This window comes from Cohnella cellulosilytica, assembly GCF_042431195.1.
GTDB classification, from domain to species: Bacteria; Bacillota; Bacilli; order Paenibacillales; family Paenibacillaceae; genus Cohnella; species Cohnella cellulosilytica.
This window is the reverse complement of record NZ_JBHMDN010000046.1, coordinates 1-14,884: the sequence shown is the minus strand read 5'-3', so window position 1 is coordinate 14,884 and position 14,884 is coordinate 1. Positions and strand designations below refer to the sequence as shown.

Here is a 14,884-nt window from a genome sequence, read left to right as displayed (position 1 = left end):
CCGATCGCTTCCTTGATCATCGCCTCGCGTCTGGCCCAGCGGTCGGCCGACGCCTCCTGCGGAATGTCGGAGAAACGATAGACATGGCTCGACTGCTCGATGATGAGCCGGTTCTGCCCGATGATGTCGCGGATTTTGGCGTATTGGATCGGCCCGAAGGTTTTCAGCTCCTCCAGCGCTTCGGTGAACGCCGGCGCGAACCGCCGCATGTAGCCGACCATCACCTGCACGCCGGCTTCGTCGCGCGCCCGGATCATCGCGTCCGCGTCGGCCTGGTTCAGCGTCATCGGCTTCTCGATCAGCACGTGCTTCTTGTTGCGCAGCGCGTGGATCGCGCATTCCGCGTGGTACTCGTCGCTGTTGAGCACGAATACGGCGTCGAGATCGGCTTGCTCGCACAGCTGCTTGGCGTCCGCGTACAGGTTCGCCACCCGGTACCTCTCGCCCAGCACGGCGAGCAGCTGCGGAGAAATGTCGCACAGCGCCGCAATCTCGTAGCGGTCGGCCAGATTTTCAAGTATCGGCAGATGGGTGATCTGTGCCACTTCGCCCAGTCCTATCAATCCTACTTTTAATTTTCTCAAGGTAACATGCTCCTTCTAAAATGTAATGACGGCCTTGAGGAAACCGTGCGGCTTCTGCATGGCTGCTTGAAATGCTTCTTGAATGTCGTCGATCGGATAATAATGCGAGAGCAGCGGCTCGACGAGCAGCTGTCCGGAATTGAGCAGCCTCATTCCCGTACGGATCCCCCGCATGTACGCTTCCGGGTCCCGCTCGTGCGCGTTGATTACGTCGAGGCCTTTCCAATTCCAGATCTGCATATCGATCGTTCGGGTTCCATGCTGATGGTAACCGAAGACGATCAGCCGTCCGCGGATGCGGACCGCCTGCGTGGCGGTGTCCAGCGCGGCCTGGTGGCCGGTCGCTTCGATGACGACGTCCGCGCCCCGCCCCTCGGTCAAATCCAGAATCCGCTCGGCCGCATTGTCCTTCCTCGCGTCGATCACCTCGTCGGCGCCGAGCTTGCGCGCCAGCTCCAACGATTCCTCGCGGGTATCTACGGCGATGATCCGCGAAGCTCCTTTTAACCTGGCGCCCTGCAGAATCAATCCGCCCATAAAGCCGACGCCGATCAGCGCGACCGTGTCTCCGACCTCGATGCCCGATCGCGCCGTCGCGTTCATCGCGCAGCCGATCGGCTCTCCGAGCGCCCAATCGAACGGAATATGATCGCCGAGCTTGACCGCCCATTGCTCCGGCACCGCGATATATTCCGCGTAGCCTCCGCGGTCCGTGAACAGCGTCACCCGATCGCCCGCGCGGAACGTTTCCGTCCCCTCTCCCGTCTCCACGACGACGCCGCTGGCCTCATGCCCGAAAAACACCGGTTGCTTCGAAGAGAACCGGGGATTGTTCCACATCCCGAGTTCCGAAGAGCACAACCCGCAGGCTTCGATTTTGACCAGCAGCTCGCCCGGACCCGGCTTCGGCTTGGCGATCTCGAATACCCGAACGTCGCCGGGTCCGACTAGCGCGGCTGCTTTCATTGCTTTCCTCTCCTTTGCGCGAACGAATTACGACTTGCCCAATTTTTTCAACAGCGCTTCCTTGTCCTTGCTGACCGCTCGCTCGACCGCTTCCTGGATTTGCTGCAGCGCGGTGCGCGAATCGACGTTCTTGTCGATCGATTCCTGCAGCATCTTGTTCCAAATTTCCTCCGCCTTGGCGTCAAGCGGCGTCGGAATGTTGAGCGGGATGTTCTTGACGAGCTCCTTGTACAGCATCAGCGGCTTCTGTCCGCCGAGAATTTCAAGCGGCTTCTCTTCGGTCGCGGCCAGATCGAACGCCGGCAGGAAACCCGTCGGATTGCTCCATTGGATCGCTTCCTTGTTGGAATAATCCATGCCGAGAATGTTCAAGCGGATGTACTCCCAGCCGGCGAGCTTGTTTTTCGCCTGGGACGGGATCGCGAGCGACGCTCCGCCCATGCCGCCGTATGCTCCGAACGGCAGATTCGTCACGCGCCACTTGCCCTTCGTGTCCGGCGCCTTGCCGTCGATGTCCCAGACGCCGAAGTCGCCGGAATAGAACATCGTCGTCGTGCCGGACGCCAGCGCCTGCGCGCCTTGGTCGTCATAGAAATTGATATAGGAGGCCAGCTTCTCCTTCTTCATGTCCTTCGCCAGATCGAGCGCGGCGACGAATTTGTCGTCGTTGCGCAGCCAGTTCAGGTCGCGGTCGAAGTAGCCGATGCCGCTTGTCATCAGATTGACGATTGTCGTGTCCCAGTCGTACGTATACTTCTTGTCGGCGGCCAGTGTCTTCGCCAGGTAGATAAAGTTGTCCTTGTCCTGAATGTATTCGCCGAACTCCGCCGGATCGGACGGGAACCCGGCCGCGTCCATAATGTCCGCGCGGTAGAACGCCAGCCCCGGAGGTGTCGTCCACGGAACGGAGAGCTGCTTCGTGCCGTCGAGAGACTGGAATCTCTGCCAATGGGAATCCGCGAAGAACGGCTGATACTTGCCGAAGTCGTAAGGCTGCTGAAGCAGGTCGTCCAGGCCTTCGATCGTGTTGAACTCGCCCATCCGGGAACCGTCGATCATGACGACGTCGGGAACGCCTTTGCCCGAAGCCAGCACCGTCTTCAGCTTGTTGTGCATCTCGTCGGTGCTCATGACGACGTTGTTCACCTTGACGTTCGGATAAGAAGTGTTGAAGAACGTCGTCAGCGAAGCCAGCTCCCAGAAGGACCAGATGACGACTTCTCCGGAAATGTCCTTCAGCTCCTCTTCGGGAAGCGGCGGGAATTCGGAAGCCTCCTCGGACGGCGCTGCGGATTCTTCCGGCGGCGCGGACTCCGAGGGAGCGGCGCTGGGACTGGACGTCGGCGACGCCGAAGGCGATGGAGAGCTTTCGTTTCCTCCCGAGTTGCCGCTGCAGCCGCTCAATACCAGAACAACGGCCATAATGCCGATCAATGGAACCGTAAACCATTTTTTCATCATTGACCCTACACCCTCTCGCATGAATTGTTATGCTCACTGATTAAGCTTGCAGGCTGGTCATGCCAAGATGCCGTTCAACCGCCTTCCGATAGGCATTCCCCCTTTCGATGGGAGCGGGCTTTAATCGCCGGCCAGCCCCGTGCGCTCCAGACTTTCCACAAAGTAGCGCTGCGCGTAGCCGTATAGAATGACCAGCGGCAGTATCGTCAGCAGAGCCCCCGCCATGCTGCGGTTATAGTTGGTCGGCACCGAGCCGATCAGCCCGCCCCCCATCATTTTCTGCGCGTCGCTCAGCCGCTGCTCTCCCTGCGTATCCAGAATCATCAGCCGCTGCGGCAAATTGTAATGATCGGTCAGCATGAGATACAGATTCGGCTGAAAAATATCGTTCCAGTGCCAGACGACGGAAAACAGAAACACGACGAGCATCGCCGGACCGGCAAGCGGAAGCATGATCGAGCGAAACGTCCGGAACGCCCCCGCCCCGTCGATCCGCGCGGATTCCTCCAGTTGGGAGGGCAGCCCGCGGAAAAACTGGATGAAGATCAGGACGAACAGGGCGCCGCGCAGCCCGTGGCCGAAAGCGCTCGGCACGAGGAACGGAAGAACCGTGTTGATCCAGCCCAGATCGCTGAAAAACATGTACAGCGGCACGACGATCGTCTGCGGCGGCACGAGGAACGTGAACAGGACGAGACCCATCAGCAGCGTATGGCCGGGAAAACGATACCGGGCGAAGCCGTAGCCGACGATCGCGCAGCTGACGATCTGCAGCACGGCCGGCCCCAGCGACGTGAAGGCGCTGTTCATGAAGCTCTTCCAGAAATTCAGCCGATCGAAGGCGAAGCGGTAATGCTCGAAGCTCAGCTCCTTCGGAATCCACTTTACCGTCGCGTCCGCGATATCGTTCGCCTGCATCAGCGATTGGCTGACGATGTAGAGCATCGGATAGATGAACACGAAGCTCAGACTGGCCAGCACGGCGTAATGGAACAGTTGGGTGCCAAGCGATCGGACTTTGCGCGCGGGCAGCGCCCGCGTCAGCGCTCTCATGTTGCTTTGCATCGACTCTACCTCCCTTCCCGTTGCACTCTGGAGCCCGCGTCCCTGAACAGATACAGGACAAGCAGGATGACGGCGAAAATGATGACGAAGTAAATCCACCCGAGAGCGGAGGCGTAGCCGTAGTCGTTTTTCTCGAAGGCGACCGTCTGAATGTACCCCATGACGAGGTTGCGGACTTCGGTAAAAGAGTTCACGATGCTGAACAGCGTATTGACCAGCACCATCGGCATAATCATCGGGAACGTAATTTTCCAGAACTTCTCCCACGCCGTCGCCCCGTCCATGTCCGCCGCTTCGTACAGCGTCTTCGACACCGACTGGAGACCCGCCAGGAAAATGAGAATTTGCACGCCCGAATCCCAGATTACGAGCGTCAGGGAATCCATCATTTTCAGCAGCGGCATAAGCACCTCCGACGGAACGTAGACGCTCAGCTTGGACGCCAGGTCGTACTGCAGGAAGATCGGCAGCGTCGCCGCTCCTTGATCCATCAGCTTCTGCAGCACGGTGCCCGACGCGATGATGACCGGCAGGAAGAAGATGGAGCGGAACATGAGCCGGCCGGCGAACTGGCGGTTCAGCAGCAGCGCGCTGAACATGGCGAAGACGAGAATGAGCGGAATATGAAAGGCCATCGTCGTCATCGTGTTCAGCAGAGACGGAACGAAATCCACGTCGACCGTGAAGGCGTCCCGGAAGTAATTGACCCCGTTAAACGTCGCTTTTAAGCCAGTGTTCGAAATTTCCATCCGGTTGAAGGCGTAATAGAGCGATCGGCCGAGCGGGACGGCCAGGAAGAGCAGAAAACCGATAAACCAGAGCGAAATGAAGGAATACCCCTCCAGAATATGTCTGGCGCGCATGGACAGCTTGACTGATTTCTTCATTCCGCAACCTCCTTGCCCTTGCCCGCCGCGACCGCGAAGCCGCCCGCCGGAACGTCGACGCCGTCGGCCTTCGCCGCTTTGTCGCCGTAATTGACGATAATCCTTACGCCGTTGTCGTACTCGGTCCGGTACAAATCCGGGCCGATGCGGCCGTGTCCCGTGATGAATCGGCCCTGAACCTGCGCGAGTGCTTCGGCGGCCTGGCGGTACTGCTCGACCGAGAGCGCCGCCCAATCCTCGTAAGCCGAGCTTATAACGTCGTCCACGAGCGTCCGCTCCAGCTTGGAGGGCTGATCGTACGTCAGATCATATGACGGCATGGCGCCGTATTCGATCGCCCGCAGAGCCTGCTCCCGCGGATTATCGCTGAAGTTTAGCGGCGCGCTCGCGTAGGGCACGAGACCGTGAACCGCGATCTGATAGAACGGAATCGCTTCGTCCGAATAGGCGTACCCGCTGGACCCGAGCGGAACGTCGTCGATTCGGTCGACATGGCCGAGCGCGTAACCGAAGCCATAGTCGACGGCGGCCGATCCGACCCGTTCGCGGACCAGCTCCATCGATCGGAGCCAGGCGTCGATACCGTCCTTCCGCGACAAGGCGTTCTGCGAGCCGGGATCCGAGTAGAGCATGCTGCCCATCGCCCCCAGATGGACGCCCTGCACGCCCCGCTTGACGAAGGTTTCCGCTTCGCGGGACAAATAGCGGTCGTAAGCGACGTCCGGACGAACGAAGTAGAACGCGCCGCCGCGCGGCTGACGGGTGCTCCGCCGCGAATTGAACGATTCGACCGTTTCCTTGTTCAAGCCCCTGATCGCTTCGGTCGAGCGTTTAAGGGCATCCCCGCTTTTGGCGGCGCGGACGTAATTCGTCTTCAGATACAGCTTGACGCCCTTCTCCTCGGCGTAAGCCGCCAGCTTGTCGAGCTCCTTGTTGCCGCCAAGCTTGGAGGCCGCCGGGAAATGCTGCGGCTGATCGCCGTACAGGCCGTCCGACGACCAGCCGTCGTACGTGACCTCCAGCGAGTCGATGCCTTGCCCCAGCAGCTCGTCGATGATTTTTTTCGCCTCCGCGAAGGTCGTTACGGAGACGAAGGAGCTGCCGACGACCTCTCCCTGCAGCGCGCCCCCCAGAAGATGCAGCTGATACGGTATCGCTGCCGGCGTTTCGACGGGCGTAACGCCCCGATCCCGGATCAGATAATTCCGATAGGCGGTCGCCATGCCGGCGTATCCCGGGTCCTTCCCGTCGAGCAGTACGTAGCGGACCTGCCGGTCTCCGGTGATCATCCGGTTCTGCATCAGCGGCACGGCGCCCGTACCGGCCAGCGTCACCAGATCGTCGTTGCGATAGACGAATTCGACCGAGGTCCGGTACAGCTTGATGTTGCGGACGCCGGCCGGCGTCGCGTTGATCTTGGCGTCGGAATCGCCCTCGGTGACGATGCCCAGGAACGAGCGCTCGTCGCGGTAGAGGCCGAACACCGGCAGCGCCGCCCGTTCCTGCCGCCAATTGCCGACGTTCTCCTGAGGGATGGAAGACACCCGCTCCAGCACGTTGGACGCATAAGCGTAATCTCCGCCATAGACGAACTGGCTGTAAGATTCGAAATAGCGGGGGTGATCCTCGCGGAACCCGATCAGAGCGCCAGAGCCGTCGGGAAGCACGATCGCGCCGTTTTCCGTCTCCGTTCCCGCTTCGAAGAACGGGAACGGCTCGATCGAGACGAGCCGGAATTGCGCGCCTTCCTTGACGGAATCGAACGGAATCGTCGCCTCCAGCCCGTCCTCCCTCAGTCTCAGCTCCATGCCGAAGGAAATCCCGATATTCGTCAGCGCATAATCCAGACGCACACCGTCTTCCAGCCGGCTTACGGTCAGAGTCCCCTGCTCCTTGAAGGGATACGTCTGCACGAATTCCTTGCCTTCCGAATATTTCACGAGCACCGGAGAACGAACGAAACGCTTGTTGTTGCCCGGCAGCATCCGGATTGAATCATCTTCGGGCAAGCTTCCCCACTGCATGCCCGTTGTCTTGTCCGTTACCGTCACGCTGCCGAAGCGGCCGTCCACTTCAAGCCTGTACCGGTCGTTCTCCAGCGACTGCGAATCCGCCGCGAACGCCTCCAGCTCCTTCACGACCTCGGCCTCTTCCTCCATAAGCCCGCCTTGGACCCGTTCGATCGGCGGCTTGCTGATCACGTTCAGGAAGGCGATGAGGAGCGCGGCCACGATGACGGAACCGGCGAACTTGCGAACGTACTTCATCTTGTTGCCCCCCTTCTAGAGCCTGAACGCAATCTCTTTGTAGATCGTGACGACAAACTGGATCGCCTGGTTGATCAGTCCGAAGAGCAAGAGCCCGACGAACCAGACGATAAACATGCCGACGACGGACAGCGCAATGACCAGGAACGTCCGGCGAAATTCGAAATCGTGCAGCACCTTGACGTGCAGGAACAATTGCAGCAGCATCCACGCGAACATAAAGCCAAGCATCGTGACGTACAGCGTGTTCGGAATGCCCAGCGGCCCGTTGCTCAGCGTCATCAGATTGGACAGCGCCGCAATCCCGAGCGACAACGGAATGTATGGGACCAATATGAACGTGCTCGTGGTCAGGATATCGATAAATTTGCCTTCCCCTTCGACGATCGTGCTGACCCCCCAGCTGGCCGCCGACCAGGTCAGCCACGGAACGATGATCCACGTCGCCTCCACCAGGATGGATACCTGATGGGGCTCCTGCGTCTGCAAGGCGAATCCGGTGACGAGCAGCGAGACGACTCTCGCCGCGATCGCGCAGAGCAGAATGACGCCGGCGTGCATCAGCTTCAGACGATCCCGGCCGCGCAGCTCGTCCGGGAAGTCGAACAGAAATTCGATCGGGTGGCGCAGCGATCTGAGCGCCCATTGAACCGTATTCATGCCTGCCGCCCCCCTCCGGCTTCCTGGTTCGAGCGGATCGCGGCCGCGCCGCTTGGCCGCTTGAGCTTGCGGTACAGATAGAAGCCGAGTCTGATCGCGATCAGCGCTCCGATCAATCCTCCCGCCAGCTCTCCGAAGTGGCGGCGCATCACCTCTTTGCGATACTCCGCGAGCGCGGCGGAATAACCGTATTTGTCCTTGGCGAGCTTGAAATAATCCATCGCTTCGGCATATTGCTCGGACTTCAGCAGCGCTTGCCCGATGCCGCCGTAGGCCAGCTTGTAATTGGCGTTCATGCGCAACACTTCCTTCCAGATCGGCTGTGCTTCGCCGTATTTGCCGTCGGCGTGAAGGATGGAAGCCCGATGCACCAGCTGGCCGAACGGCGTCGTTACGAACCGATCGATCCGGTTGCGTCCTTTGTCCGCGATGTAGAGCGTGCCGTCCGACGTCTGGGCGATGCTGCTCGGCACTTTGAACAAGCCGTCCTGCTCGCCGATGCCGCCGAACACGAACAGCATGTTCTTGACCGCGTTGTATTGATACGCCTTGCCGGTCACGCTGTCCAGAGCGGTAACGATGCCGTCCGCTCCGGCCGTTACGTCGACGAACGATTTAAATGCGGGCGTGTAGTTGGTCGTGGGCAGCTGATAGTCCCCATAGACGTTCTGCTCCTTGCCGCCGCCTCCGTCGCCGTTCAGAATGTCGACTCCGACGGTGCTGAGCCGCTTGATCTGGTTCGCGGCGATCCCGAGCGTCGTCGTATAATAGAAGCCTTCCGCGTCCTCGAACACGTTGGAGAACTCCGGGGGCTTCTCGCTGGCCATCTGGGCTCTCTGCTCCCGGCTGGCAATCAGCTTGACCAGAAACTTGCTTAAGCTCCAGTCGACGTGATTGGCGCCGAAGAATCCGGCGAACCGCCCCTCCGGGCTGATCTGCAGCAGCCCTTGGCTTGCGCCTTCGCTGACCACGAACAGGTAGCCGCGTTTGTCCACGACGACTTTCGCAGGGGCGAAATAAAACTGCTCGCCCAGCAGGGGAGAATCCGGTTTCAGATACTCCTGGACGAACCGGCCCTTCGCGTCGAATCGGACGATTCTCCGGTTGCCCGTGTCGGCCACGTAGATTTCGCCGTCCCTCGTCGCGAATACGCCCTTGGGCGAATCCAGCTGTCCCGGCCCCTCCTCGTCTCCGACAACGAGCAGCACGTTCTGCTCCCGATCCAGATGAACGACTCTCGCATTTCCGCCGTCGACGATATACAGCGTGTCGTCCTCGGCGATAAAGAGGTCTTCGGGCGAGTCGAACGGGCCGACGGACAGTCCGTAGCCGTCGATCGAATCCGCGTATACGTAACCGTTCAGCGAAGCGGGCGTCCGCATGTCCGGACTGTAGATGTAACCCGGATACGGGCTCGCAGCGGACGCCGGCGCGGGAAGCAGGGACAGCGACAGGGCGGCCGCGATTGCGACGATTGTCGTCTTGATCGATAGGTTCACGCCGTCATCACTCCTTGATCCCCGAATGGGCCATCGTCTCAAGCACCATCTTCTGCGTCACGACGAACACGATAACGGTCGGTACGACCATCAGCAAGCTCGCGGCTCCGACCGTGCCTACCGTCGCGATGGCGTTCGCGCCGCCGCTGATCGTCGTCAGCGCATAGGGCAGCGTCTTCATATCCTCCGTCGTCGTGTACACCGCCGACGACCACGGATCGTTCCAGGCCGCGATAAATATGAAGAGCGACAAGGTCGCCCAAGCGGGCTTGAGCATCGGCATGACGATTTTCCAGAAGATCGTCCACTCCTTCGCCCCGTCCATCTTCCCCGCCTCGAGCAGCGCGTCCGGGATCTGGTCCAAAAACTGCTTGATCAGAAACAGGCCGACCGGGTAGGCGAGAAAAGGCAGAATCAGCGCGAAGTACGTGTTCGTCAGCCCCAATTGGCTGATGATGATGTATTGCGGAATTTGCGTCACCTGCGGCGAGAACATAAGCGCCAGAATAATCAGGTTAAAGATCGCTTTGCCGAATGGCATGCGGTGCTTGCTCAGCGGATACGCGGCCAGCGCCGACAAGAGCACGCCTCCGGCGACAATCGTCATCGAGACGACAACGCTGTTGAAAATGTAGCGGGAGAACGGGACCATCGTGGAGCCCGAAGCCGCGAACAGCGTGTTGAAGTTTTTCATCGTCGGATTCATGACGAAGAAACGCGGCGGAAACAGGAACAGCTCCGAGATCGGCTTAAACGCCGTCGAGACCATATACACGAGCGGCGTCAACATCACGATTCCCACCGCCGAGAGCAGGACGTAGAGCGCAACGCCGCCCCAGTCCAACCGCCTGGCCTTCACTATCGAGGACATGATGCCTTCACTCCTTGCTCCCGAGTATCTTGAATATGACGCGGTTCAAGCCGACCATCAGCAGGAACAGCACGACGGCGATCGACGCGGCGTACCCCATCTCGAACCGGATGAATGCGTAGTCGAACAAATGGGTCATGATCGTATGTCCCGCGTACAGCGGGCTCGGCAGCCCCGCCAGCTGCACGCTGACGTCGAACACCTGCAGCGAGAAGACGATCTGCATGACGGCCCCGAACAGCAGCTGCGGCTTTACCGAAGGAATCGTAATGTACCACAGCTGCTGCCAGCGATATTTGACCCCGTCGATCGCGCCCGCTTCGTACATGTCCTTCGGGACGTTCTGCAGGCCGGCGAGAAAGCTCAGGAAGCCGATCCCCATGCTCATCCACAGGCTGACGACGATCAGAACCGGCATGATCGTCCGGATATCCTGCAGCCACAGAAACGGTTCGTTCAGAATGCCAAGCTGCATCAGCCAATTGTTGATCAGACCGTAACGGTCGCCGGAGAACAAGTATGTCCAGACGACGGTCATCGCCACGGCGCTCGTGATCGCCGGCGTATAATAGAAGAATGTGTACAAGAAGCGGTAACGGACCGGAATCTGGCTGATCAGCCAGGCGAGCAGGAATGCCATCACGTAGCTGACCGGTCCCGTGACGACGGCGAACTTCAGCGTGTTGGCGACGGCGGTCAGGAACACGTCGTCGTCCACGAACAGCAGCCGATAGTTGCCAAGGCCGACCCATCTCGGCGATTCCAGAATGTTATAGTAGGTAAAGCTGAGTCCTACCGACGTCAATACCGGCGCTACCGTAAAGGTCATGAAAAGCAGCATGAACGGAAGCATGAAGTAATAGGAAATCCGGTGTCTGACGATTTCGCGCAGCAGACCGGCGATCTTGCCGGAACGGACCTGCGGCGCCGTATTCGTCGTGCTTGCGGTTGGTTGTGCCATTCTCGTCCCCCCTGTCCGGCGCGTTTATCGGTCGAGACCGAACTCTTCCCTTTTCTTGCGAAGCTCGCGATTAATCTCTTTAACGCCGTCTTCGACGGCCTCGCGCCGATTTTTCCCGTTCAGCACGATTTCGTTCCAGATGTTCTCGACGTAGCGATTCGTATAATAACCGCCCAGGACGACTTCCCGTTCCCTGAACCATTCCCACTGCTCCAGAATGCCGTTCAGGTCCTCCGTCGGCCACGGCAGCCGTTTAAGCGCTTCCACGTTTGCGGTGTTCCAGCGCGCTTCGACGCCCAGTATGGCTTCCAGCTCCGTGCCGAACTGCTCCTGCACGTCGGCGCTGGTCCACCATTTCAGAAACTTCCAGGACTCCTCCTGCATATCGGAGCTGTTAAAGATCATCCCGGTCTGGGACATGCCGCCGGTGGAGCGGTTGATCGTTCCGTCGCTTTGTCTGATCCCCGGCATCGGCACCATTCCCCACCAGCCCGTCAGCTCCGGCGCCGCTGTCGACAGCATCAGATAAGTCGAGTAATCGGCCACTCCGATCGGCATTTCCCCGCTGCGGAAGCGGTTATAGAAATTGGCCGATTTGCTGATCTTGTAATTGGTGAACAGTCCGGTCCACATCTTGAACGCCTCGATGCCTTCCGGCGCGTCCAGATCCGACTTGGCGCCGTCCTCCTTATAGAAGTCGCCCTCGTGCTGGAACAGGAACGGCGTAAATTCGCCGATGGCGTCGCCCAGCTTCGGATAATAGAAATCCATGCCGTGCTGCTGCAGAACCGGAATGATGTCCATCACTTCTTCCCAGGTCTGGGGCACTTCCTCGATGCCCAGCTCGCCCAGAATGTCCTTCCGGTAAAACAGCATGTTGAAATTCTGGTTTTCCGGGAGCGCGTAGTCTCCGCCGTTGAAGCGGTACGGGATCAGCGCTCCGGGCCGGAAGCGCTCGGCAACCTCCCCGTAATCGTCGAACCGGTTCAGGTTGACGACCGCGCCCCGAATTGCGAAATCGATCGGCACCTGGCCATCGACGCCAAGCGCGACGTCGGGCGCCTTGCCGGACGTTTCGGCCAGCATCAGCAGGTTCATGGCGCCGGCCGGAATGACGTTAACGTTGACCTTGATGCCCGTCTGCGCCGTGAAATCTTCATCCGCCAGTTGCTTGATGATCTGCGCCCAGTCTCTTCCCCGCGCCACCCATACGTCCAGCGTTTTGCCCTCGCTGTAGATGTTGCCGATGCCGGAGTAGTCATTTCGGAACGACAGCGCGAAATCCGACAGCGAATGCCACGACTTCTTGAAAAATCCGGCTTCCGCTTGCGGCCACGGCCGATCCGGCGATTTGACGGCCAGCCAATCGAGCGTCAGGCTTTGCTCGCTGAGCGAGTTGATCCACGTCCCCAGCGACGATTGCGTCTCGCCCATCGCGTCCAACCGGGCGGGAATCGTATCCGGCTTGTCGGCCATGCTGAGCAGTTGATCCCGCGCCATGCCGAGCTGGCTGACGTTGGAGCTCGTCTCGCTGACGCCCAGCTCGATCATTTCTCGCATCGCTTCGTCGATGGTGTGGGCCATCATCTGCAGCCGGGGAACGAGGTTCCCGATTCGGCCCTCCAGCTCCCAATCCAGGTTCGGATCGGGATTCGTGCCGGTGTACAGAATAATTTCCCGGCTTAGCAGAGACATTTTACGGGAGACGTCCTGGACTTTGTCGAAGACGGACCCGAGCGAGCCGATCTGCACTTCCATGCGGATCGTGTGCTTGCCTTGCTCCAGGTAGAATAGATAAGGCTGACCGTCCTTGTCCCTCAAGCTGCCGACCTGCCACTTTTCCTTGTAGGGAAACGGATAAGCGTTCAGCTCCCGGAACGGAATCTCGCCGTCGATAGAGACGATCCGCTCGACCGGCACGCCGTTCTGCCACCAGCTGCCGTAACGTCCGCCGATCTCGTACAGTCCGCTTTCCGGCACGTCGACGACCCATTCGGCCCATTGTCCGCCCGTTTTCCACGAGCGATCCCCGAATGCGTTCAACACGATGCCGTTCGCGTTGTAAGGCTCGGTATTCGGCTCCCGGTTCTCGATCCGCCTCAGCGTCGGATCCGACTTCAGCGTCGCCTGCTCCGCCTGAATTTTGACGAATTGACCCGAGGTTCCGCTATAGCCCTGCGTCTCGTACCCCCGCTTCACTTCCTCGTAGCTCGGGAGCACGACCGGGGAATGAACGACCAGCTCTCCGATCGCCCCGGCCTCCCGCAGCGCGTTGACGCGAACCGCATGCTTTCCCTTGTTCAAGTAAAACCGGAAAGCTTCGCTGACCTTGGCGTCTGCGTCGCGGAAATCCCGATACTGCCAGCCCGGCACCTCGACATTGTTCGGGTTGTATTCGTTGCCCTGGTTGTCCTTCCACGTATCGCCGCTTTCTTCCCACATCCGCTGGAAAACCATTCGTTTGGCCTGGAAAAACGGAAACTCCCCGTCGATCTGCACGTTGCGCAGCAGCGCCGATCGCTTCCCTTCCACCGGATAGTAAGCCATGCCCATCTGGTAGAATCCGTCCGCCGGCACGTCGACCTCGAATTCGATCCAGCTGTCCTCCCCCTCAAGAATGACGGATTGGCCTTCCCGCCCGCCGAGCGATTCGGTAACCTTCGCGCCTTCGGAACTGATCGCGGCGTAATTCCCCGCGGGAATGCGGAGCTCGACGCCTTGCGTGTCGACGACACCCTCCTTGGTCCGCTCCTCGAAGTATTTGTTATAGGAGGGCTCGAGCTTGGAGGAGATATCGTCGCTTTCCAGAATCGAGGATTGATCCAAATCCGGATAATACGGAACGCCTGCCATCGCTTCGCTGTCAAAACGTTTTGACGGATACAAATAAACAGCGGCGGCGACAATAACGATCACGATCCCGACATTCAAGCTTCTTTTTTTCCACTTTTGCCTCATCATCGATCGTCCCCTTGTTCCATAATCGCTTGTAAAAACGTTTTTATTTTTAAGTGAAAAGAATAATCCGCATCAATCGGACGTGCCATTTCTAATTATGTAAAAACGTTTTCGGTAAAATAGTGAAAAATTCGACGCCTCAAGCTTTGTATCTCCATTATGAAGCGCTTACAGATACTATATCACGGATGTTCGTGGAAGGGAAGGCTATTTTTAATTCATTTTCTTTGCTTCTATATGCGGTAACGTTTTTACATATTCATCGATATTAACGCCATTTCGGAGTTTTCCCTCCCCGAACTGCCGCTCTCCGCCCCTCTCTTCTCCGCTAGGCAGGGCAAATTCCAGAGCCTCTGAGGCCGGTTCGTCGAATCGCAATCCGGATTTCCCTCGCCTTATTCCTGCGCGCGGACTCGACCGAATTTCGGACTTTAAGGCGGATTGGTCCGCTATATTGCGAGTTACGTACGTAAAATCAAAAAAACACCTTCGAAAAGGTGTTCATTAAATACGGATTATGCGTGTTGCAAGGCTTGCGCCCTGAAAACCGGATACGAAACAAAAGATAAGCGTGAAAGTCGGTGAAGTATCGTTTGTCTTTCCAGGCCACCCGTTAGGATAAGCCCTCGACCGATTAGTACTCGTCAGCTCCACACATTGCTGCGCTTCCACCCCGAGCCTATCTACCTGGTGTTCTTCCAGGGG

General features: G+C 58.9%; 11 protein-coding genes. All 11 read right to left on the bottom strand.

All coding sequences use genetic code 11. The annotated features are described in order from the left end of the window. A partial coding sequence (locus ACFFT4_RS26870; protein ID WP_378052125.1) for a Gfo/Idh/MocA family protein occupies positions 1-584 on the bottom strand: 584 nt, incomplete at its 3' end. A gap of 15 nt (positions 585-599) precedes the next feature. Further along, positions 600-1,550, bottom strand: coding sequence for an MDR/zinc-dependent alcohol dehydrogenase-like family protein (locus ACFFT4_RS26865; protein WP_378052124.1), 951 nt, complete (start codon positions 1,548-1,550; stop codon positions 600-602). Positions 1,551-1,577: 27 nt separating this feature from the next. After that, positions 1,578-3,011 (bottom strand): ABC transporter substrate-binding protein, encoded by a 1,434-nt coding sequence (locus tag ACFFT4_RS26860; protein ID WP_378052123.1) that lies wholly within the window; start codon positions 3,009-3,011, stop codon positions 1,578-1,580. Positions 3,012-3,131: 120 nt separating this feature from the next. Next, positions 3,132-4,076 (bottom strand): carbohydrate ABC transporter permease, encoded by a 945-nt coding sequence (locus ACFFT4_RS26855; RefSeq protein ID WP_378052122.1) that lies wholly within the window; start codon positions 4,074-4,076, stop codon positions 3,132-3,134. 5 nt (positions 4,077-4,081) lie between these two features. Next, complete coding sequence (locus tag ACFFT4_RS26850; RefSeq protein WP_378052121.1) at positions 4,082-4,963, bottom strand: carbohydrate ABC transporter permease; 882 nt, start codon at positions 4,961-4,963, stop codon at positions 4,082-4,084. Further along, the gene (locus tag ACFFT4_RS26845) at positions 4,960-7,230 is read right to left on the bottom strand and encodes a DUF5696 domain-containing protein (RefSeq protein WP_378052120.1); all 2,271 of its coding nucleotides are present in this window, start codon (positions 7,228-7,230) and stop codon (positions 4,960-4,962) included. Before ACFFT4_RS26845 ends, ACFFT4_RS26850 begins: the two co-directional genes overlap by 4 nt. A 15-nt stretch (positions 7,231-7,245) precedes the next feature. Next, positions 7,246-7,890: a YIP1 family protein gene (locus ACFFT4_RS26840; protein WP_378052119.1), complete on the bottom strand. Its 645-nt coding sequence runs from the start codon at positions 7,888-7,890 to the stop codon at positions 7,246-7,248. Further along, entirely contained in the window at positions 7,887-9,389 is a 1,503-nt protein-coding gene (locus tag ACFFT4_RS26835) for a hypothetical protein (RefSeq protein ID WP_378052118.1), read from the bottom strand. Before ACFFT4_RS26835 ends, ACFFT4_RS26840 begins: the two co-directional genes overlap by 4 nt. 7 nt (positions 9,390-9,396) lie before the next feature. Then, positions 9,397-10,260, bottom strand: coding sequence for a carbohydrate ABC transporter permease (locus ACFFT4_RS26830; protein WP_378052116.1), 864 nt, complete (start codon positions 10,258-10,260; stop codon positions 9,397-9,399). Between the two features lie 7 nt (positions 10,261-10,267). After that, entirely contained in the window at positions 10,268-11,221 is a 954-nt protein-coding gene (locus tag ACFFT4_RS26825) for a carbohydrate ABC transporter permease (protein ID WP_378052114.1), read from the bottom strand. Between the two features lie 24 nt (positions 11,222-11,245). Next, positions 11,246-14,182, bottom strand: a complete 2,937-nt coding sequence (locus ACFFT4_RS26820) for an extracellular solute-binding protein (protein ID WP_378052113.1) — start codon at positions 14,180-14,182, stop codon at positions 11,246-11,248. Between the last annotated feature and the right edge of the window lie 702 nt (positions 14,183-14,884).

Bases quoted from the DNA above. Each gene is read 5' to 3' on its own strand.
- ACFFT4_RS26860 (WP_378052123.1), bottom strand. From the start codon at position 3,011: ATGATGAAAAAATGGTTTACGGTTCCATTGATCGGCATTATGGCCGTT.
- ACFFT4_RS26850 (WP_378052121.1), bottom strand. From the start codon at position 4,963: ATGAAGAAATCAGTCAAGCTGTCCATGCGCGCCAGACATATTCTGGAG.
- ACFFT4_RS26840 (WP_378052119.1), bottom strand. From the start codon at position 7,890: ATGAATACGGTTCAATGGGCGCTCAGATCGCTGCGCCACCCGATCGAA.
- ACFFT4_RS26830 (WP_378052116.1), bottom strand. From the start codon at position 10,260: ATGTCCTCGATAGTGAAGGCCAGGCGGTTGGACTGGGGCGGCGTTGCG.
- ACFFT4_RS26845 (WP_378052120.1), bottom strand. From the start codon at position 7,230: ATGAAGTACGTTCGCAAGTTCGCCGGTTCCGTCATCGTGGCCGCGCTC.
- ACFFT4_RS26865 (WP_378052124.1), bottom strand. From the start codon at position 1,550: ATGAAAGCAGCCGCGCTAGTCGGACCCGGCGACGTTCGGGTATTCGAG.
- ACFFT4_RS26820 (WP_378052113.1), bottom strand. From the start codon at position 14,182: ATGATGAGGCAAAAGTGGAAAAAAAGAAGCTTGAATGTCGGGATCGTG.
- ACFFT4_RS26825 (WP_378052114.1), bottom strand. From the start codon at position 11,221: ATGGCACAACCAACCGCAAGCACGACGAATACGGCGCCGCAGGTCCGT.
- ACFFT4_RS26855 (WP_378052122.1), bottom strand. From the start codon at position 4,076: ATGCAAAGCAACATGAGAGCGCTGACGCGGGCGCTGCCCGCGCGCAAA.